Source organism: Fodinicurvata halophila, assembly GCF_042651425.1.
Lineage (GTDB): Bacteria > Pseudomonadota > Alphaproteobacteria > Kiloniellales > DSM-21159 > Fodinicurvata > Fodinicurvata halophila.
The window spans coordinates 766,944-783,968 of the sequence record NZ_JBHSCW010000003.1; the positions used below are offsets into that span (position 1 = coordinate 766,944).

Below are 17,025 nucleotides of genomic sequence, written 5' to 3' on the forward strand. Positions count from 1 at the left end.
CCCTTCCGCTTCACGCCAGCTCAATGCGGCAGAGCGTTGTCTTGGTTTCCTGCATGCCGGTCACGACGTCGTAGCCGTAGGTCTGGACGGTGTTCCCGGCCTCACCTAGGACATAGGGGTCAGCACCGTTCGGGTACTTGTCCCTCAGGTCTTCACCCATCCAGTAGCCGCCGAAGTGGAAGGGCATGAACGCCACGCCTCGTCCCACACGTTCGGTGATCATCGCCTTGACGCGCACCCTGGCTTCGTTCTCGGGGCCATGCACCCAGACCATGTCACCGTCGCGGATCCCGTTGTTGTTGGCATCCACCGTGTTGATCTCGACAAACATCTCCTGCTGCAGTTCCGCCAGCCAGGGGTTGGAGCGCGTCTCGTCGCCACCGCCTTCGTATTCGACAAGCCGCCCAGATGTCAGGATGATCGGGAAGTCCTCCGAGTAATCCTGCTCCTGGATCGACTTGTAGAGGGTCGGCAGGCGCTGCATGTGGCGATCCTCGTAGGTTGGGTAATCGGCCACGAGATCGCGGCGCGGCGTGTAGAGCGGCTCGCGATGCAGAGGAACCGGATCGGGGAAAGTCCAGACCACTGAGCGTGCCTTGGCATTGCCCATGGGCTGAATGCCGTGCTCGATGGAAACGCGCTGGATGCCGCCCGAGAGGTCCGTTTTCCAGTTCACGGAATCGACGTCGTCGCCGCCGATCTCCTCAATGACCTGGCGCTCCTCGTCGGTCAGGTCTTCGTCCCAGCCCATGGACTTCATCATCGCCATGGTCACCTCGGGATAGCCGTCTTCGATTTCCGATCCCACGGAGTAAGACCCTTCGGCCAGGAGATTGTCGCCGTCGCGCTCCACGCCGAAGCGGGCACGGAAGGCACCGCCACCATCCTTGACCGGCAGGTCGTTGTTGTAGAGCACGTGCGTTCCCGGATGGTTGAACTCGGCCGTTCCCCAGCAGGGCCAGGGCAGGCCGTAGTAATCGCCGTCACAGGGGCCGCCATGGGCACGCAACGTTGTCTTGTCGAAGGTGAACTGGTTGGCCATGTGCTTCTTCAGTCGTTCGGGCGACTGGCCCGTATAGCCGATGGTCCAGGTCCCGTGATTGAACTCCCGGGTCAGGTCCTCGACCAGCGGCTCCTTGCCGTTGACCTCGATGTTCTTGAACATCTCGTCGGCAAAGCCGAACTTTTCGGCGAAGAGGTACATGATCTCGTGATCGACCTTGGACTCGAACAGCGGTTCGAAGACCTTCTCGCGCCACTGCAGTGAGCGGTTCGAGGCCGTTACCGAACCCACCGTCTCGAACTGGGTTGTCGCCGGCAACAGATAGACCCCGTCCGTGCGGTCATGCATGACCGCCGTGAATGTCGGGAACGGATCGATCACCACCAGCATGTCCAGCTTGGACATGGCCTTGCGCATGTCGGGCAGGCGCGTCTGTGAATTGGGCGCATGCCCCCAGAAGACCATGGCCCGCAGGTTGTCCGGCTGGTCGATGTCCTCCTTGGCCTCGAGGGTCAGGTCGAACCAGCGCGAGACAGGTGAACCCGCTCTTTCCATCAGTTCCTTGTCGGGGAATCGCTTGGCCAGATAGTCGTAATCGACGTCCCAGACGCGCGCCCAGTGACGCCAGGCGCCTTCCGACAGGCCGTAATAGGCCGGCAGGCTATCCTGCAATACGCCCAGGTCCGTCGCGCCCTGCACGTTGTCGTGCCCGCGGAAGATGTTGGTGCCGCCGCCGGACTTTCCGATCACCCCGAGCGCAAGCCCCAGGTTGCAATAGGCGCGGCAGTTGGAGTTGCCGATGGTATGCTGCGTGCCGCCCATGCACCAGATGATCGTGAAGGGGCGGTTGTTGGCAAGGGTCCGGGCCACGCGCTCCACCTGGGAGCCAGGCACGCCGGTCACGCGTTCGGTTTCCTCCGGCGTCCACTTCGAGACCTCTTCGCGGATCTGGTCCATCCCCCAAACGCGCTGGCGAATGTACTCCTTGTCCTCCCAGCCGTTCTCGAAGATATGCCACATGATGCCCCAGATCAGCGCCACATCCGTGCCGGGCCGCAGTCGCACGAACTCGTCGGCATGGGCCGCCGTGCGCGTGAAGCGCGGATCACAGACGATGAAGGGCGCATTGTTCTCCTCCTTCGCCTTCAGCAGATGCTGCAGCGACACGGGGTGCGCCTCGGCGGGGTTGCCGCCGATCAGGAAGATGGCCTGGGAATTGTGGATGTCGTTGTAGGAATTGGTCATCGCGCCGTAGCCCCAGGTATTGGCCACGGCAGCGACGGTAGTGGAGTGACAGATGCGCGCCTGGTGGTCGATGTTGTTCGAACCCCAGAAGGCGGCAAGCTTGCGGATCAGATAGGACTGCTCGTTGTTGTGCTTGGCAGATCCCAGCCAATAGACGGAGTCCGGACCCGAGGAGTCATAGATATCCAGCATCTTGTCGCCGATCTCGTTGATCGCGTCTTCCCAGGACATGCGTTCCCAGTTGCCGTCGACCAGCTTGACCGGATACTTCAGGCGACGCTCACCGTGGGCATGCTCGCGCACGGAAGCGCCCTTGGCGCAATGCGTGCCCAGATTGAAGGGGCTGTCCCAACCTGGCTCCTGTCCCGTCCAGACGCCGTTCTCGACCTCGGCGATCACGGTGCAACCGACAGAACAGTGCGTACAGACCGATTTCTTCGTCTCGACCTTACTGGCACTGCCCTCGCTTTCCTGGGCATTCGCCTTGCGCACACGTCCCAGCGGCAGCGTGGAAACCGCAGCCAGTCCTCCAGCCGCCATGCCGGAGCGCCGTAGAAAGGTGCGCCGATCAAAAGCGCGTCCGGTCATGCCGGACATGGCTTTCATCATATGGGAGCCTGTTACCGGTCCCGTGGATTTCCTGGTAAGCATCGCCCTCTCCCCAATCTCGCCTTACACAGAGCTCCGTTGTTCGGAGCTGCTCAGAAGCGCGCCAGCTTGTAGTAGGTCCGCACGTGCTCGCTTTCGTGATAACCGGCGGATTTCTTGCCGATTTCGGCAGCCTCCGCCTCGTTGTCGCCAAGATTGAGCGCCACGGCTCCGGCGGCACCGAGAACACCTGTTCCCAATCCCGCCTGGAAAAAGCGGCGGCGGCTCTTGGATTTCACTTCTTCATCCTTCATCTGACTTTCTCCTTAACCATGTCTCCGGATCGGCCCGGCGATCATGCAGCCATTTCAAAGGCCTGTGCTTCTATGGACAGAAAGATTTTCCCGATTGTCGCGACAGGCATGTAGAAGTGGGCTGAGGGAGCCGCTTCCAGGTCCTCGAAGAAGCGCTGCGCCCAACCGCTGAAATGTTTCTCGAAAAAGACGTTCTGCTCTTCCAGGGAAAGAGGGTCCCCGAAGTCGCCCGCAATCAGAGCCGCCATCATTTCGCACAGCGACGCGATATGATCCTCGGGCTCGCTGACACCTTCACCGCGCGCGATACCCAGGGTCAGCATGTCGCTGCGCAGACGTGCCAGCGGGCGGTCGTTCAGGAATCCCGTCTTGTAATAGGAAGCATAGGGCAGAAGCTCGGATTCCCCCGCCCCTACGAACAGGGCGAAGTACTCATGCTTCACATCCTCGGAGGTGAGCCGGGCAGCGGTCTTGCCAAGCGTGGCGACAGCCTGTCCCATTTCGCTGTCGTCACCTTCCAGTTCGGCCAACGAGCGCAGAAATGAGTCCTCTGGTTCCTTGCCCAGAAGGCGCGCCAGCAGACCATACCAGTCCGCCCTAAGGCGATCTTCCTCCGCGACCTCGAGATCGCTTGTCACTCTATCTCTCCCGACGAGCCTGTTTTTATAATGTCGGCCCGTTATTTTTAAATGTTCTAATTTAATTAGAGCCGGGTTTTCAGTCGCCTGTCAATAAGAGGCGATGCTGCATTGCGGCATTCAAGACAGCTCTTCTGCCTGCCACGGTAGTGATCAGCTTTGCCCCCAACGGCGCTTCAAAGCGGAGTCCCCTGATTTTTCTCGAAGGGACTCTGCCTTCTTCGCCTGAGGAGCGATTTCGTGATTGCGTAAGGAGGAAGACTCGCTGTTTTCGCTCAGCGGTGTATCGGAATGGGCTTCCGGGGCAGCGACAGCAGCACTCTCCGCTTCAGGCAGGTCAGACTCCGCCGGGACCACCGCCAACTCCCCTTCGACTGTCGTTCTGGTTTTCTCTTCCTTACCGGCTGTGTCCTTCTGCTCGCTCTCCGGCAGGACCATGCCCTTGCCCACCTGGAACAAGGTCTTCACCTTGCGGGAGAGAAGGACAGGGTCGTTATAGTCATCGGCGTAGTCCACAAGACCGTCCAGGTTTGAATAGACAGGGTCCAACCGCCAAAGGCGCTGTAGCGCCCTGTACCGAACGCTTTCCGGAACGCCCTTCTTCAGGAAAGCCGACCAGTCGGCATCACGTCCCAGGGTCTCCGGGTCCGGCAAGTCGTCCGGGGCTTGCGCAACCTCTTCCTCTCCCGTTTCCGAAGGTTCCGATTTCTCGATCTCCGCTTGCGCGTCCTCTTCCTGCTGTTTGTGGCGCGCCTGCTCCTCGCTGCCACGCTTGCGCAGCGACCAGCGTCTCAGGAAGGTGGCATCCTCGTCACTCATCGCGTCTCGGCCTTTCCGGTTGCGAACTCTCGAAACTGCCCTTCTCCGCGCGTTCCTTCGAGCCCCGCTTGCGCTTGTGGAAAGGCAATTCCTCATGATAGCGCCGGATATAGTCCTCCACGAAGCCAATGACTTCTTCCGGCATGGGAACATCCTCTACGCTTTCCTCGCCCCCCACCGCATAGAATTCCGCCTCCAGAGGACAGACGGTGACATGAAAGGGATAGAGAGGCGCCTGCCCGCCCTTCGTGCTGCGCTGACGCAGGACCACGTAGACGCTCGGCGTGCGCTGGCTGATGTTCGAGCGATAACCGTCCGTCATCTTGCGGGTAAGTTCGAGATCCAGCGTCCCCGCATGGAAGCGCTCGCCCTGGTCAAAAACTCCGAGGGAAACCCAATCGCCTAGAGGGTCGCGCTGAGGCGCACCGGGCAAAACCTCTACCGCACGCCAGACATGATCCAGCCAGCGGCTCCGGCTTTCGCGCTTTTCCAGAACCACCCCCAGCGGCAATCTTACATCCGTGGAAATCACGAAACACGTCCTGCATTGAAGCCACTATTGTCCGCTCAGAATAGAACGAAAGTCGACTTTCACAAAACAGCAATCAGGGTTGAAGCAATTCGAGGGCCCTGTCGAAATCCTCGGGGTGGTTGACGTTGTAGAAAGGATCGAGCGGCGCATTGGACCAATCCACCGTGACGAGCTTGTAGCGCGCCGTGAAGACATCCACCTTGCGGACCTCCTCGCGGATCATGGCATCGCGCAGGTCTTCGCGCAGAGCCACCGGCCAGAGCCCGAAGACCGGGTGCGCCCGCCCTCCGGAGGAGGCGGCCGCTATATCCGAGCCCGAACGCTCGAGCGCAGCCTGCAGACGGGGCACAAGATCTGTCGGCACAAAGGGAGCATCCGTGGCAAAGGTGGCGATCAACTCGCAGCCCGGCACATGCTCGGCAGCCCACTCCATCCCGGTCAGTACCCCTGCCAGCGGACCGGCAAAGCCCTCTATGCTGTCGGACACGACGGGAAGCCCGTAATCGTCGAAGCGCGCCGGATCCCCGTTGGCATTGATGGCAAGAGCCTTCACCTGGGGGCTAACGCGCTCCATGACGTGCTGCAGGATGGTCTTGCCCGCCAGTTCACGCAGGCACTTGTCGCCTCCCCCCATGCGCCGGGATTGTCCGCCGGCAAGAAGTATTCCGCAAACAGCATGGCCCATCATGCATCATCCCTGGCGGCCTTGCGCCGATGACGGCTGTCTTCCTCGTAGGTTTCCTGCGCATCGAACACAATCCGCTCCTGCCCTGCCAGGGCCATGAAGCGACTGCCCCGACAGCGACCGATGAGGGTCAGGCTGGCCTGCTGAGCCAGTTCCACGCCCCAGGCCGTAAAGCCCGAGCGCGAGACCAGGATGGGAATGCCCATCTGGACCGTCTTGATCACCATCTCGGAGGTCAGGCGCCCCGTCGTATAGAAGATCTTGTCGCGACTGGGAATGCCGTGCAGGAACATGTAGCCGGCCACCTTGTCCACGGCATTGTGACGCCCGACATCCTCCATGTAGATCAGCGGCCTGTTCTCCTGACAGAGAACGCAGCCGTGGATCGCACCGGCTTTCAGGTAGAGGCTGGGGATTCCGTTGATCTTGCGCGTCAGCTCCGGCAACCAGGAAGTCTTCAGATTGTGGTCTGAACTGAGGGTTATGTCGTCCAGCTTCTCGAGCAGGTCGCCGAAGACCGTGCCCTGGGCACAGCCCGAGGTCTGGACCTTCTTCTTCAGTTTCTCTTCATAGTCGGTTTCGCGCGTAGTGCGCACCACAACGATCCCAAGCTCCTCGTCGTGGTCGATGTCGATGATCTCGTCATCCGCGTGCAGCATGTTCTGATTCAGCAGGTAGCCGACCGCCAGGTAGTCCGGATGATCGCCGATGGTCATCATGGTGACGATCTCCTGGCGATTCAGGTACAGGGTCAGCGGACGCTCGCTGACTACGTCCGTTTCGATCGGCGCACCATTCTGGTCGATCCCCTGCACCCTGCTGACCAGGCGCTCGTCCTCCACGTCGGGGCGCACGAAGAACTCGTCCAGCACCTCTCCTTCCGTGATGCGCACCTTGCGCAGCATCCTTGTCTCTCCTGCCTGTTCATTCGCCATTTTGCCGTCTTCGTCCATTGCTTGCCGAACTCGCCTCGTGGCTAAGGGAACGACTGCTTCAAAACCCATTATATGGGATCGCGTGCGCCCAGACGACAATCGCCCTGTCTTGCACAGTGCGGTCTTTCAATTTCCCTCGCCTTTGCTCTAGCATCGTGCAAAGACACAAGACGATAAAGGCCCGGCTTCGAATCAGGGCATCAGGAGAGATAGCGCCATGAAGATGCGCAAGCGTCGCGTACTGGTCTGCGACTGCGAGAAGACCATGCCTCTTGGCAAGGCGGGGCTCGAGAAGGCCTGCCGAAAGGCGGGAGGAGACGGAGAGCTCTTTCTCAACACCCAACTCTGCCGCAGCCAGATCGAGAACTACCAGGCCGCCCTGGAAAGCGGCGAGGACCTGCTTGTCGCCTGCACCCAGGAAGCCCCGCTGTTTTCCGAAGTGGCCGAGGACTTCGAGTCCAGCGGAACCGTCAGCTTCACGAACATTCGCGAGACGGCTGGCTGGTCGAAGGATGCCGAGAAGGCCACGCCCAAGATCGCGGCCCTGCTGGCCGCCGCTGCCGTCGAGCCCCAGCCTTTCGGGAACGTCACACTGGCGTCCGGTGGCAACTGCCTGATCTATGGCCCGTCCGAGCAGGCGCTGGAAGCCGCACGCCAGTTGAGCGACCGGCTCCAGGTCACGGTCCTGCTCTCCGAGGATGAAGGCAGCATCCCACCGGATCGCATGAGCTTCCCCGTTTTCTCCGGCCGGATACGGAACCTGAAGGGTCATCTGGGAGGTTTCGAGGCCGAGATCGAGAACTACGCGATTCCCAGCCCTTCCTCACGCTCGGGATTCTCCTTCGAAGGCCAGAGTCGCAGTACCAGCCTGTCCTGCGACTTGCTGATCGATCTTTCCGGGGGAACGCCCTTATTGCCCGCTCATGACCGCCAGGACGGGTACCTGCGTCCCGATCCGGGAGACCTGATCGCGGTCCAGAAAGCCCTGCTGGAGGCAAGCGGACTGGTCGGGGAGTTCGAGAAGCCGCGCTACGTGCGCTACGATGAATCCATCTGCGCGCATTCCCGCAGCCGCCAGGACGGCTGCAACCGCTGCATCGACGCCTGTCCTCTGTCTGCGATCCAGTCCCTGGGTGATACCGTCGAGGTGGACCCCTACGTCTGCGGCGGCTGCGGCCTCTGTGCCGCGACCTGCCCTACGGGGGCCATGGATTACCGTCTGCCCGATACCGCAAGCCTGGCAGAAAAGATTCGCGTACTGCTCTCCAGTTATCGCGAGAACGGTGGCAAGACCCCCGTCCTGCTGCTGCACGACGGTGCTCACGGGCGAGAGCTTCTGTCCTACATGGCGCGCCTTGGCCAGGGCCTGCCGGCAAATGTTCTGCCCGTGGAGGTCAATGAGATCACCCAGGCCGGCTTCGACATCTACCTTTGCGCTTTGGCCTACGGCGCAGCCGAGGTGGCAATCCTCCTTCCCCCCTCCAAGCGCGAGGATCTGCCGGTGCTGGAGGAGACCTGGGAACTGGTCGAGAGCATCACCGAAGGCCTGGGCCATGGCCGGGGACAGATTCGCATTATCGATGAGATCGATCCCGACCAGGTGGAAGCCCTGCTGTGGCAAACGTCCGACTCCTCCCCTGTTCCAGCGGGTAATTTCCTGCCGATTGGAACCAAGCGTAGCCGCAGCTATCTGGCGCTGGGCCATTTGCACGACACTGCCCCCACCCCAGTTGATCGTATTCCCCTCGCGGAGGGGGCGCCTTTCGGCCGGATCGAGATTGACACGGAAGGCTGCACGCTGTGCCAGGCCTGCATTTCCGCCTGTCCGGTTGGTGCGCTTCTGGACGATCCGGATCGTCCCTGGATCGGCTTCCAGGAGGAAGCCTGCGTTCAGTGCGGCCTCTGCCAATCCACCTGCCCGGAGAACGTGATTACGCTGGTGCCTCAGATCGACTTCACGGAGGAGGCCAAGAAGCCGGTCACCCTGAACGAGGCCGAGCCCTTCCACTGCATTCGCTGCGGCACGCCCTTCGGAGTGAAGCAATCCATCGAGCGCATCGTGGAGAAGTTGAGCGGCGTACATTCCATGTACATGCAGCAATCCCAGATCGATCGCGTCCGGATGTGCGAGGACTGCCGAGTCACTGCCACCTTCGAGGATCAGAACACCCCGATGGTCGCCGGACCGCGCCCGGCCATGTACACCACCGAGGAAGACCTGCGCCTGCGGGAGGAACGGCAGAAGAACAAGGAGAAGAACGTGGCCGATTCCGGTTCCGGGGAGCATTCATGAATGAGGACCCACTCCCTCCTGATCCCCGCAGCGCTGCCTTCCGCGAGGATCTGGCAGATGTTCGGCTGAAAGGGCAGGTTCAGGCAACGCGCTATACCGAAGGCCAGCCGGCCAGCGTATCCTCGCTCCTGGCCGATCTCCGGAGACGACCCGAAGACGATGCGCCGCTGGATAGCCAGCTCATGCAGTCCGAGGCGCTGCTGGTGTTCGAGCGACACAATGGCTGGGCATGGGTCCAATGCCAGACGGACAGCTACGTTGGCTACATGCATGAGCAGGATCTGGGGCCACCGCTGGCCACGGCAGCGACTCACTGTGTCTGCGTTCCGCGAACTCCCCTGTTCAGCACCCCCGATATAAAGAGCCCAATTACCGGCTATCTGAGCCTGCAGACCCCTTTGCATGTGCAGGAGAGTGATGGCCGCTTCCTGCTTTTGGAGAGGGGCGGATGGGTCTATGCCCGCCACGCGGTGGAGGCCGAGACCTTTGCACCGGACTGGACAGCCACGGCGCTGGACTTTCTGGGAGTCCCCTATCTCTGGGGTGGACGCTCCAGCCTGGGGCTCGACTGCTCGGCCCTGATACAGCTTTCTCTGGCGGCCGCTGGCCTGCATGTGCCGCGTGACAGCGATCAGCAGGAGAAGGATCCCGCGCTGGGAGAATACGGCTCCCTCGATGACGCTTTCCATCGTGGCGACCTGCTCTACTGGCCGGGGCATGTGGCCATAGCTCTGGGCCCGGACAGTGTGATCAATGCAACGGCCGCCCCCTTGCAGGTGGTGACCGAACCCTTCGAAACCCTGAATCAGCGCGCGCGTTCGGACGGCGGGCCGCTGCGTACCGTGCGGCGCCCCGAAGTCTGAGGTGTGCTTTCACTCTGGCACCTGACCGCTCCCCTGGGCCGGCGGGGCCGAATTGCCGGAGCCGACGGTGGCCTCGCAGCGCGCCTCCGCACGCTGTACGAAAAGCTCTCGCCGGCTTTCGAGCTCCGGCGTTTCCTCGACCATGCGATCTATCGTGGCGCGTTCTTCGGTGATGCAGCGCTCCACCGGATCTTTCGGACGCTGAGCGTCAGCCTCTTCCCTGGCAGCGCCCGGAAAGAGATCCGACCAGTGCAGGTATACGAGCAGGCCGCTGCACGCCAGCACCACGACCAGTGCCACAAGCCTGCCGGGCGGAATCTTGCGCAACAGGGAATTGCTCATGGCCCGACCTGCATACTCTTGACCTCTCGATGATTGAGCGAACCCGACAAAATTTGGACTCGTCGCTGCCCAGGTAAAAACTTATGTTAGACGAACACGAGGAATCGTTCAGCCCCGTCGTATTCAGGTATGGGGGCAAGGAAAGCTACAAGGCGGTAAATGATGACAGAGACCCAGACAGCTTTGCAGACCGCAGCGCCCAATCAGGAGGCCCCGCTTGTCGATCCCTTCGAGCGGGCCATCACCTACCTGCGTGTCTCAGTAACGGATCGCTGCGATTTCCGCTGCGTCTACTGCATGTCGGAGGACATGACCTTCCTGCCCAAGTCCGAGGTGTTGAGTCTGGAGGAACTTGATCGCCTCTGCACAAACTTCGTGGACCTGGGCGTTCGCAAACTGCGCCTGACGGGAGGCGAGCCCTTGGTTCGCCGCAACATCATGTGGCTGATCGAGCGGCTTTCCCGCCATCTCGACAGTGGACGCCTGGACGAACTGACCCTGACCACCAATGCAAGCCAGCTCACGCGCTATGCCGACCAGCTGGCCGCCTGTGGCGTGAAGCGCCTCAACGTATCCATGGATACGCTCAACCCGGACAAGTTCAAGGCCATCACCCGCTGGGGCAAGTACGACAAGGTCATGGAAGGCCTGCAGGCCGCCAAGCGCGCCGGGATCTCCGTCAAGATCAACACGGTCGCGCTGAAGAACGTCAATGACGACGAAATCGACAACCTGGTCTCCTGGTGCGGAGACGAGGGCTTCGATCTCACCTTCATCGAGGTAATGCCCATGGGGGATATCGGCGGCGAGGACCGCCTGGACCAGTACTATCCCCTCTCACAGTTGCGTGCCGACCTGGCAAAGAACTGGACACTCGAGGAGAGCGATCACAAGACCGGTGGCCCGGCCCGCTATGCCTATTGCCGGGAAACCGGCGGACGTATCGGCTTCATCACGCCATTGACGCATAATTTCTGCGAAAGTTGCAACCGGGTGCGCCTGACCTGCACGGGCACTCTCTATATGTGTCTGGGGCAGGAGGATGCTGCCGATCTCCGTCAGCCCCTGCGCGAGAGCGAGGACGACACCCTGGTCAAGGACGCCATTCGGGAAGCCATCTCACGCAAGCCCAAGGGCCACGACTTCATCATCGACCGTGATCGCACCCAAGGTGTTGCCAGTCGCCACATGAGTGTAACCGGGGGCTGATCGCGCCTGCACCGCATCGGCTCCAGGTGACCGCGGGCGGAGGAACAGCCCGGGCTGTTCCTCGCGGGCAGCCGCGTTATACTTGCCGCACTGTCATCATCGCAGGGCGCATCTTCCGTCATGTCCGACCCCCGAAATCTTCCACTTGCCTTCGTGCATGCCGACACTGTCGAAGCGCGGGCAGCAGCGGAGCGCATGAAACAGCAATACCCCAACGTCTCGCCCAGAGACGCGGTTATCATCATTGCCCTGGGTGGGGACGGATTCATGCTGGAAACCCTGCATGCCCAGTTCGGAGATGGCGTCTCGATCTTCGGCATGAACTGCGGCACCGTGGGCTTTCTCATGAACGAGTACAGGGAGGATAACCTGTACGAACGCCTGGGACGCAGCGAGAAGGTCACGCTGCATCCCCTGAAGATGCAAGCGGAAACCACCGACGGCGCACCGGCAGAAGCACTGGCCATCAACGAGGTTGCCCTCTTCCGCCAGAGCCGTCAGGCGGCCAAGCTGCGCATCCGGATCGACGATGTCGTGCGCCTGGAGGAACTGGTCTGCGACGGCGCTCTGGTCGCGACTCCGGCCGGCAGCACTGCCTATAACCTGTCTGCCCACGGCCCCATTCTTCCCCTGGGAACTCCGTTGCTCGCCCTCACCCCGATCAGCGCCTTTCGCCCGCGACGCTGGCGCGGCGCCCTGTTGCCCCAGAGAGCGGAAGTGGAGATGGAGATTCTCGAAAGTGACAAACGCCCTGTCAGCGCAACGGCCGATTTCACGGAAATTCGAAATGTTCGTCTGGTCCGGGTGCGAGAGGACCGGAAGACGGAACTCCACCTTCTCTTCGATCCCGAGCACAATCTGGAGGAACGAATCCTGAAGGAACAGTTCATACCCTGAAGAAGGAAACCGCCAACCCGGCAGAGTGCGGGATTGGCGGTCAGCGCAGGCAAACAGGGTCTGGCATGTGTCTCATGGACGCCAGAAGGGCTTGCGCGCCTCCTGGTAAATATCTGCGCGACTCAAACCGACATCGTGCAGGATGCGGTCATCCAGTTCGCGCAGTTTCTGACGATGCTCCCAGCGTTCCATCCAGACCACCGGGGTCTCGAGCACGACAATCAGGAGCCGCAGCAGAATAGTCCTGTAGCGTGTGGGGCTTGGAGCCAGGACCTCCTGGGCATGACCCGGCCTTTCGCAAATCTGCGACATGATTAGTTCCTTTCATAAACCAGAGGTCATAGTTTCTGAAAGAGCGGGCCCATGCTCTTTTGTTGAAAAGTAACTTGCGCCTTGAAAACGAGAAAGACAAACGGGATTATTTCATGCAATGGATTAGCTACACTAATGACATATCATGAAGAGACAGCTCCCTCCCCTGAATGCCCTGCGCGCCTTCGAGGCTGCCGCCAGGCACAAGTCCTTCACCCAGGCGGCGGAGGAACTGAACGTTACCCAGGCGGCGATCAGTCACCAGATCCGCGCCCTTGAGGATTACTTTCAGCAACCTCTGTTCTTGCGGCAAAGTCGCAGCCTGGTCCTGACCGGTGCCGCCCAGAACTATCTGCCTCCGCTTACGCAGGCCCTCAACCTGATCAACGATGCCACACGCCAGCTCGTCCGGCATGACAGTGAAACGACCCTGCGTGTCAGCGCCTTGCCGTCCTTCGCAGCCAAGTGGCTTCTGCCGCGTCTTGGCGCCTTCCAGGCGTTGTACCCGGATATCGACGTCCTGGTGTCCTCCAAGAACGAAGTGGTCGACCTGGAGCGTGAAGACATCGATGTTGGCCTGCGCTTTGGGATCGGAGAGTATCCGGGGTTGCACACGGAACGCCTCATGCATGACCGCAAGTTCCCGGTCTGCAGTCCGAGCCTGTTGTCCGGCGCCAGGCCGCTTACTTCGCTCCAGGACCTGAAGCACCACACCCTGCTGCATGACGAGGTCTTCGGCGGTGATATCGAAGTCGACTGGCAGGGGTGGCTGGAAATCGCCGGCGCTCCCGAACTGGCGACACGGCGGGGCCCCTGGTTCAATGATTCCAGCATGCTTCTGACCGCGGCAATCGCTGGCCAGGGCGTGGCCTTGGCGCGCGCCTCTCTTGCCGTTGATGACATGCACAAGGGCCTCCTGGTCAAACCCTTCGGTCCCGAGGTTCCGACAGGGTACAACTATTACTTCGTCACCCGTCCAAGCCTGATGGAACAGGAATACGTTCGGATCTTCCACGACTGGATCCAGGAGGAGGCCCGGAAGACGGAAACCGCCATAGAGACGGCCTGACCCTTTTTTCCTTCCCTCGAAGGGCCTAAAGTCCAGGAATGTTGCAAACTGCGTCTGCCGTTCCCGGCGCCTTCCCGATTTCTTCATGACAAGAGAATGTTCCGGACATTCCCGGAAGAGGATAGATATTCATGTCTGACATACGTCTCGAGAGCCGCCGCATGATTGAACGGCTGATCTCCCACGACACGACCAGCCGCAATTCCAACCTCGACCTGATCAGCTTCATCGCCGACTACCTGTCTGAGTTGGGTGTCGAAAGCGAGCTCGTGCATTCGCCGGACCAGCGCAAGGCAAATCTATATGCCACACTGGGCCCGGCCGATCGCGGCGGGATCGCATTGTCCGGACACACCGACGTGGTGCCGATCGACGGCCAGGACTGGAGCCAGGATCCCTGGTCCCTTACGGAACGCGACGGCCGACTCTATGGGCGCGGCACCTGCGACATGAAATCCTTCGTGGCACTCTGCCTGGTCTATGCCCCGGAATTCCTGAAACACGCACGGAACCTGCCGGTTCACTTCTGCTTCACATACGACGAGGAGATCGGCTGCGTCGGTGTCGGCCCCCTGCTCGACCATCTTGCGCGGAAGGAAATCCGGCCGCGCTGCGCGATCATCGGAGAGCCGACCGGCATGCACGTGGTCAATGCGCACAAGGGGCGCCTTGGCTTCAAGTGCCATGTGCGAGGCCACGAATGCCACTCATCCCTCGCCCCCCAGGGCGTCAATGCCATTCAATATGCCGCCCGGCTGATCAACCGCCTGGTGGAGATGGGGCGCCTCAAGGCCGAGCAAGGGCCTTTCGACCACGACTACGACATCCCTTTCAGCACGGTTCACGTGGGCACCATCGAAGGCGGCACTGCCGTCAACATCGTCCCCAGGGACTGTTCCTTCGAGTTCGAGTTCCGTTGCCTGCCGGGAGATGACCCCCGGCTTCTCTTCAACGACCTGAAAGGCTACGCGGACAAGGAGCTCGAGCCCGAGATGCAGGCCATTGCCGCGGAGACCGGCATCACCTTCGTACAGGGGGCCACTTTTGCCGGCCTCGACACGCCGGACGACCACGAGGTAGTGACCCTTGCCAAGTCCCTGGCCGAAATGAACAGTACGGCCAAGGTCGCCTTCGGAACTGAAGCTGGACAGATTGCCGCCCGGGACATTCCGGCTGTCGTCTGCGGTCCCGGGTTCATCGAGCAGGCGCACAAGCCCGACGAGTTCATTTCCCTTGAACAGGTTGCGCGTGGCGAAGCCTTCATGGAACGCCTGCTGAAGAAACTCGACGACGCCCCCACGACATCTTGAGCAACCCGAACCCCGTCTTTTCCCTGCACCTGGATCCGGAAAGGTGAAACCCGCAGTCCACCAGAGCACTCCTCAACGCTGGCTGAGTATCCTGCTCGCCCTGGCTATCGGAGGGGCGGGCGGCTGGCTTGCCTTCAGCATCAACCTTCCCTTGCCCTGGATGATCGGCTCCATGGTGTTCACCACCGTGGCCGCGATGATGGGCGCCCCCATCGCCATGGCCTCCGGCCTGCGTACGGCCATGATAACGATCCTCGGCGTCATGCTGGGCAGCGGCTTCACTCCCGAGATACTGTCCGTCATAGGCGCCTGGAGCGGCAGCCTGGCCCTGGTCAGTTTCTATATTATCCTGTCGACGGCCTGCGGGTATCTCTATTTCCGTCGTGTCTGCGGCTACGATTCTGCCAGTGCGTATTTTTCCGCCACCCCCGGCGGGCTCAGCGAAATGGTCTTGCTGGGCGGTCACTACGGGGGTGACGCGCGTGTCATATCCCTGGTCCATGCGACCCGCATCCTGCTGATCGTCATTGCCATTCCCTTCGGCTTCTACTGGCTTTCCGACCTGGAGCCGGGACAGACCGGCGGAGTTGGCCCCGGTTGGAATGATATCGGCATAACGGCGTACCTCCTGCTAGGCCTTTGTGCCATTGCCGGTTTCTTTGGGGCCCGCGCCCTGAAGGTCCCGGCAGCTCCTGTGGTCGGTCCCATGGTTCTCAGTTCGATCGTCCATCTTTTCGGCTGGACCAGTGCAGCACCACCCATGGACCTCGTTGCCATGGCCCAGGTAGCGATCGGAACGGCCATCGGAGCGCGCTTTTATGGCACCACCGTCAGGATGGTGCTGCGAACCATCGTGCATTCAGCGGGAGCCACGCTGCTGCTGATCATGATCACGCTGGGACTGGCCGGTTTCCTGGTCCTGCTGACACCTCTGGACCTCTCCCCCCTGGTTCTCGCCTACGCACCCGGGGGACTGGCAGAGATGAGCCTGATCGCCATTGCCCTTGGCGCCGATGCAGCGCTGGTCGCCACACACCACATTGTGCGCATAGCCCTGATCGTCATCTGCGCCGGCCCCATATACCGCCTGATAAACCAGAGGATCGGGGAAAGGAAGGAGACCGCCATAGAGGAGAAGGACCTGCCATGAAAGGGAGGGACATTCTGGGCAACGCCTTCGGCGTCCTGCTCTGCCTGATCCTGCTTGCCATCGGGTTTGGACTGCTGGCGCTGCTGTTTGCCGCCCTGCCCCTGCTTGTGGTGGTCGCTCCCCTGACAATCGCGCTTGTGGCCGGTTTCCTGCTGATCGCCTACCTGCGCCAGCGGCGCGGAAGAAAATGACATCCCCACTCCCTGCACGTTGCAGGCGCTGCATCCGACTGCTAGAGAACAGGACAGTTGCGGACGTGGTGGAACAGGTAGACACACAGGACTTAAAATCCTGAGGGCCTAGCCCGTGCGGGTTCGAGTCCCGCCGTCCGCACCATCGAAAATCCGGCCCCTGAGACTCATTTTCTCCATCTTCTGAGACACCTTTTGGATAGGAGAACAGCGCGATGTTCAGTCATGTGACGCTTGGCACCCAGGATCTCGAACGTGCCGGAAAATTCTACGACGGGCTTTTGGGCCCTATTGGCCTGCAACGTCAGGACAGCGAGCCCGATGGCGGTCCCGACGCCGCTTGCTGGGGACACCCCGGTACCTCCCTGTCCGTCTTTTACGCGCACATACCTTTCGACGGGAAACCCGCAACCGTGGGAAACGGCTGCATGGTCGCATTTTCCGCACCCTCGCCAGAGGCGGTTGATGCAGCCTATCAGGCGGGATTGAACGCCGGAGGCCGCGATGAGGGCCCTCCCGGACCCCGCCCCCATTACGGGGAGGGATATTACGGTGCTTACCTCCGTGATCCGGATGGCAACAAGGTTCATGTCGTCTTCCGGGGCGACGTAAGCGATTGAGTCCCCTGTT

The 17,025-nt window shown here is 61.2% G+C and carries 18 protein-coding genes and 1 tRNA gene; 10 read left to right on the forward strand and 9 right to left on the reverse strand.

Translation table 11 applies throughout. From position 1 onward, the window contains the following. Positions 1–10: 10 nt before the first annotated feature. The 7 genes from ACFOW6_RS08415 to fdhD form a co-directional block, all read right to left on the reverse strand. Entirely contained in the window at positions 11–2,899 is a 2,889-nt protein-coding gene (locus tag ACFOW6_RS08415; protein WP_382421890.1) for a formate dehydrogenase subunit alpha, read from the reverse strand. A gap of 50 nt (positions 2,900–2,949) precedes the next feature. Beyond that, entirely contained in the window at positions 2,950–3,150 is a 201-nt protein-coding gene (locus ACFOW6_RS08420; RefSeq protein WP_382421891.1) for a formate dehydrogenase, read from the reverse strand. A gap of 41 nt (positions 3,151–3,191) precedes the next feature. Further along, positions 3,192–3,788, reverse strand: coding sequence for a TorD/DmsD family molecular chaperone (locus ACFOW6_RS08425; RefSeq protein ID WP_382421892.1), 597 nt, complete (start codon positions 3,786–3,788; stop codon positions 3,192–3,194). A gap of 153 nt (positions 3,789–3,941) precedes the next feature. Then, a complete protein-coding gene (locus ACFOW6_RS08430) occupies positions 3,942–4,607 on the reverse strand; it encodes a DUF3306 domain-containing protein (protein ID WP_382421893.1) in 666 nt (221 codons plus the stop codon). Beyond that, positions 4,600–5,139 carry a DUF3305 domain-containing protein gene (locus ACFOW6_RS08435; RefSeq protein WP_382421894.1) on the reverse strand — a complete coding sequence of 180 codons (540 nt, stop codon included), beginning with the start codon at positions 5,137–5,139 and terminating at the stop codon, positions 4,600–4,602. Before ACFOW6_RS08435 ends, ACFOW6_RS08430 begins: the two co-directional genes overlap by 8 nt. A 73-nt stretch (positions 5,140–5,212) precedes the next feature. Beyond that, on the reverse strand, positions 5,213–5,827 hold the full coding sequence (mobA, locus tag ACFOW6_RS08440; protein ID WP_382421895.1) for a molybdenum cofactor guanylyltransferase MobA: 615 nt from the start codon (positions 5,825–5,827) through the stop codon (positions 5,213–5,215). Beyond that, positions 5,824–6,729 carry a formate dehydrogenase accessory sulfurtransferase FdhD gene (gene fdhD / locus ACFOW6_RS08445; RefSeq protein WP_382421896.1) on the reverse strand — a complete coding sequence of 302 codons (906 nt, stop codon included), beginning with the start codon at positions 6,727–6,729 and terminating at the stop codon, positions 5,824–5,826. The genes mobA and fdhD overlap by 4 nt, the downstream gene beginning before the upstream one ends. A 247-nt stretch (positions 6,730–6,976) precedes the next feature. Here fdhD and ACFOW6_RS08450 point away from each other — a divergent pair, with 247 nt between their 5' ends. Together ACFOW6_RS08450 and ACFOW6_RS08455 are read left to right on the forward strand one after the other, a co-directional pair. Next, a complete protein-coding gene (locus ACFOW6_RS08450) occupies positions 6,977–9,052 on the forward strand; it encodes a 4Fe-4S binding protein (protein WP_382421897.1) in 2,076 nt (691 codons plus the stop codon). Further along, positions 9,049–9,915: an NlpC/P60 family protein gene (locus ACFOW6_RS08455; protein WP_382421898.1), complete on the forward strand. Its 867-nt coding sequence runs from the start codon at positions 9,049–9,051 to the stop codon at positions 9,913–9,915. The genes ACFOW6_RS08450 and ACFOW6_RS08455 overlap by 4 nt, the downstream gene beginning before the upstream one ends. A gap of 9 nt (positions 9,916–9,924) precedes the next feature. Here the strand turns inward: ACFOW6_RS08455 and ACFOW6_RS08460 are convergent, their stop codons facing one another. Beyond that, positions 9,925–10,257 carry a hypothetical protein gene (locus ACFOW6_RS08460; protein ID WP_382421899.1) on the reverse strand — a complete coding sequence of 111 codons (333 nt, stop codon included), beginning with the start codon at positions 10,255–10,257 and terminating at the stop codon, positions 9,925–9,927. A gap of 162 nt (positions 10,258–10,419) precedes the next feature. Here ACFOW6_RS08460 and moaA point away from each other — a divergent pair, with 162 nt between their 5' ends. After that, the gene (moaA, locus tag ACFOW6_RS08465) at positions 10,420–11,466 is read left to right on the forward strand and encodes a GTP 3',8-cyclase MoaA (protein WP_382422105.1); all 1,047 of its coding nucleotides are present in this window, start codon (positions 10,420–10,422) and stop codon (positions 11,464–11,466) included. A gap of 120 nt (positions 11,467–11,586) precedes the next feature. Continuing rightward, a complete protein-coding gene (locus tag ACFOW6_RS08470; protein ID WP_382421900.1) occupies positions 11,587–12,363 on the forward strand; it encodes an NAD kinase in 777 nt (258 codons plus the stop codon). 72 nt (positions 12,364–12,435) lie between these two features. On the opposite strand, the gene ACFOW6_RS08475 is transcribed toward ACFOW6_RS08470, so the two are convergent. Continuing rightward, positions 12,436–12,675 carry a DUF1127 domain-containing protein gene (locus ACFOW6_RS08475; RefSeq protein WP_382421901.1) on the reverse strand — a complete coding sequence of 80 codons (240 nt, stop codon included), beginning with the start codon at positions 12,673–12,675 and terminating at the stop codon, positions 12,436–12,438. Positions 12,676–12,820: 145 nt separating this feature from the next. Here ACFOW6_RS08475 and ACFOW6_RS08480 point away from each other — a divergent pair, with 145 nt between their 5' ends. The 6 genes from ACFOW6_RS08480 (at position 12,821) to ACFOW6_RS08505 (ending at position 17,015) form a co-directional block, all read left to right on the forward strand. Next, a complete protein-coding gene (locus ACFOW6_RS08480) occupies positions 12,821–13,744 on the forward strand; it encodes a transcriptional regulator GcvA (protein ID WP_382421902.1) in 924 nt (307 codons plus the stop codon). A gap of 131 nt (positions 13,745–13,875) precedes the next feature. After that, a complete protein-coding gene (gene argE, locus ACFOW6_RS08485) occupies positions 13,876–15,054 on the forward strand; it encodes an acetylornithine deacetylase (protein ID WP_382421903.1) in 1,179 nt (392 codons plus the stop codon). A gap of 43 nt (positions 15,055–15,097) precedes the next feature. Next, positions 15,098–16,204, forward strand: coding sequence for an AbrB family transcriptional regulator (locus ACFOW6_RS08490; protein ID WP_382421904.1), 1,107 nt, complete (start codon positions 15,098–15,100; stop codon positions 16,202–16,204). Next, positions 16,201–16,395: a hypothetical protein gene (locus ACFOW6_RS08495; protein WP_382421905.1), complete on the forward strand. Its 195-nt coding sequence runs from the start codon at positions 16,201–16,203 to the stop codon at positions 16,393–16,395. Before ACFOW6_RS08490 ends, ACFOW6_RS08495 begins: the two co-directional genes overlap by 4 nt. A 59-nt stretch (positions 16,396–16,454) precedes the next feature. Beyond that, a tRNA-Leu gene (locus ACFOW6_RS08500) sits at positions 16,455–16,540 on the forward strand. Positions 16,541–16,610: 70 nt separating this feature from the next. Then, positions 16,611–17,015 (forward strand): VOC family protein, encoded by a 405-nt coding sequence (locus tag ACFOW6_RS08505; protein ID WP_382421906.1) that lies wholly within the window; start codon positions 16,611–16,613, stop codon positions 17,013–17,015. Positions 17,016–17,025: the final 10 nt, after the last annotated feature.

Excerpts from the sequence above, each read along its gene's own strand:
- fdhD (WP_382421896.1), bottom strand. The coding sequence starts at position 6,729 with ATGCTGCGCAAGGTGCGCATCACGGAAGGAGAGGTGCTGGACGAGTTC.
- moaA (WP_382422105.1), top strand. The coding sequence starts at position 10,420 with ATGACAGAGACCCAGACAGCTTTGCAGACCGCAGCGCCCAATCAGGAG.
- ACFOW6_RS08415 (WP_382421890.1), bottom strand. The coding sequence starts at position 2,899 with ATGCTTACCAGGAAATCCACGGGACCGGTAACAGGCTCCCATATGATG.
- ACFOW6_RS08505 (WP_382421906.1), top strand. The coding sequence starts at position 16,611 with ATGTTCAGTCATGTGACGCTTGGCACCCAGGATCTCGAACGTGCCGGA.
- ACFOW6_RS08460 (WP_382421899.1), bottom strand. The coding sequence starts at position 10,257 with ATGAGCAATTCCCTGTTGCGCAAGATTCCGCCCGGCAGGCTTGTGGCA.
- ACFOW6_RS08455 (WP_382421898.1), top strand. The coding sequence starts at position 9,049 with ATGAATGAGGACCCACTCCCTCCTGATCCCCGCAGCGCTGCCTTCCGC.
- ACFOW6_RS08470 (WP_382421900.1), top strand. The coding sequence starts at position 11,587 with ATGTCCGACCCCCGAAATCTTCCACTTGCCTTCGTGCATGCCGACACT.
- ACFOW6_RS08495 (WP_382421905.1), top strand. The coding sequence starts at position 16,201 with ATGAAAGGGAGGGACATTCTGGGCAACGCCTTCGGCGTCCTGCTCTGC.
- ACFOW6_RS08480 (WP_382421902.1), top strand. The coding sequence starts at position 12,821 with ATGAAGAGACAGCTCCCTCCCCTGAATGCCCTGCGCGCCTTCGAGGCT.
- mobA (WP_382421895.1), bottom strand. The coding sequence starts at position 5,827 with ATGATGGGCCATGCTGTTTGCGGAATACTTCTTGCCGGCGGACAATCC.
- ACFOW6_RS08475 (WP_382421901.1), bottom strand. The coding sequence starts at position 12,675 with ATGTCGCAGATTTGCGAAAGGCCGGGTCATGCCCAGGAGGTCCTGGCT.
- ACFOW6_RS08420 (WP_382421891.1), bottom strand. The coding sequence starts at position 3,150 with ATGAAGGATGAAGAAGTGAAATCCAAGAGCCGCCGCCGCTTTTTCCAG.
- ACFOW6_RS08430 (WP_382421893.1), bottom strand. The coding sequence starts at position 4,607 with ATGAGTGACGAGGATGCCACCTTCCTGAGACGCTGGTCGCTGCGCAAG.
- argE (WP_382421903.1), top strand. The coding sequence starts at position 13,876 with ATGTCTGACATACGTCTCGAGAGCCGCCGCATGATTGAACGGCTGATC.
- ACFOW6_RS08450 (WP_382421897.1), top strand. The coding sequence starts at position 6,977 with ATGAAGATGCGCAAGCGTCGCGTACTGGTCTGCGACTGCGAGAAGACC.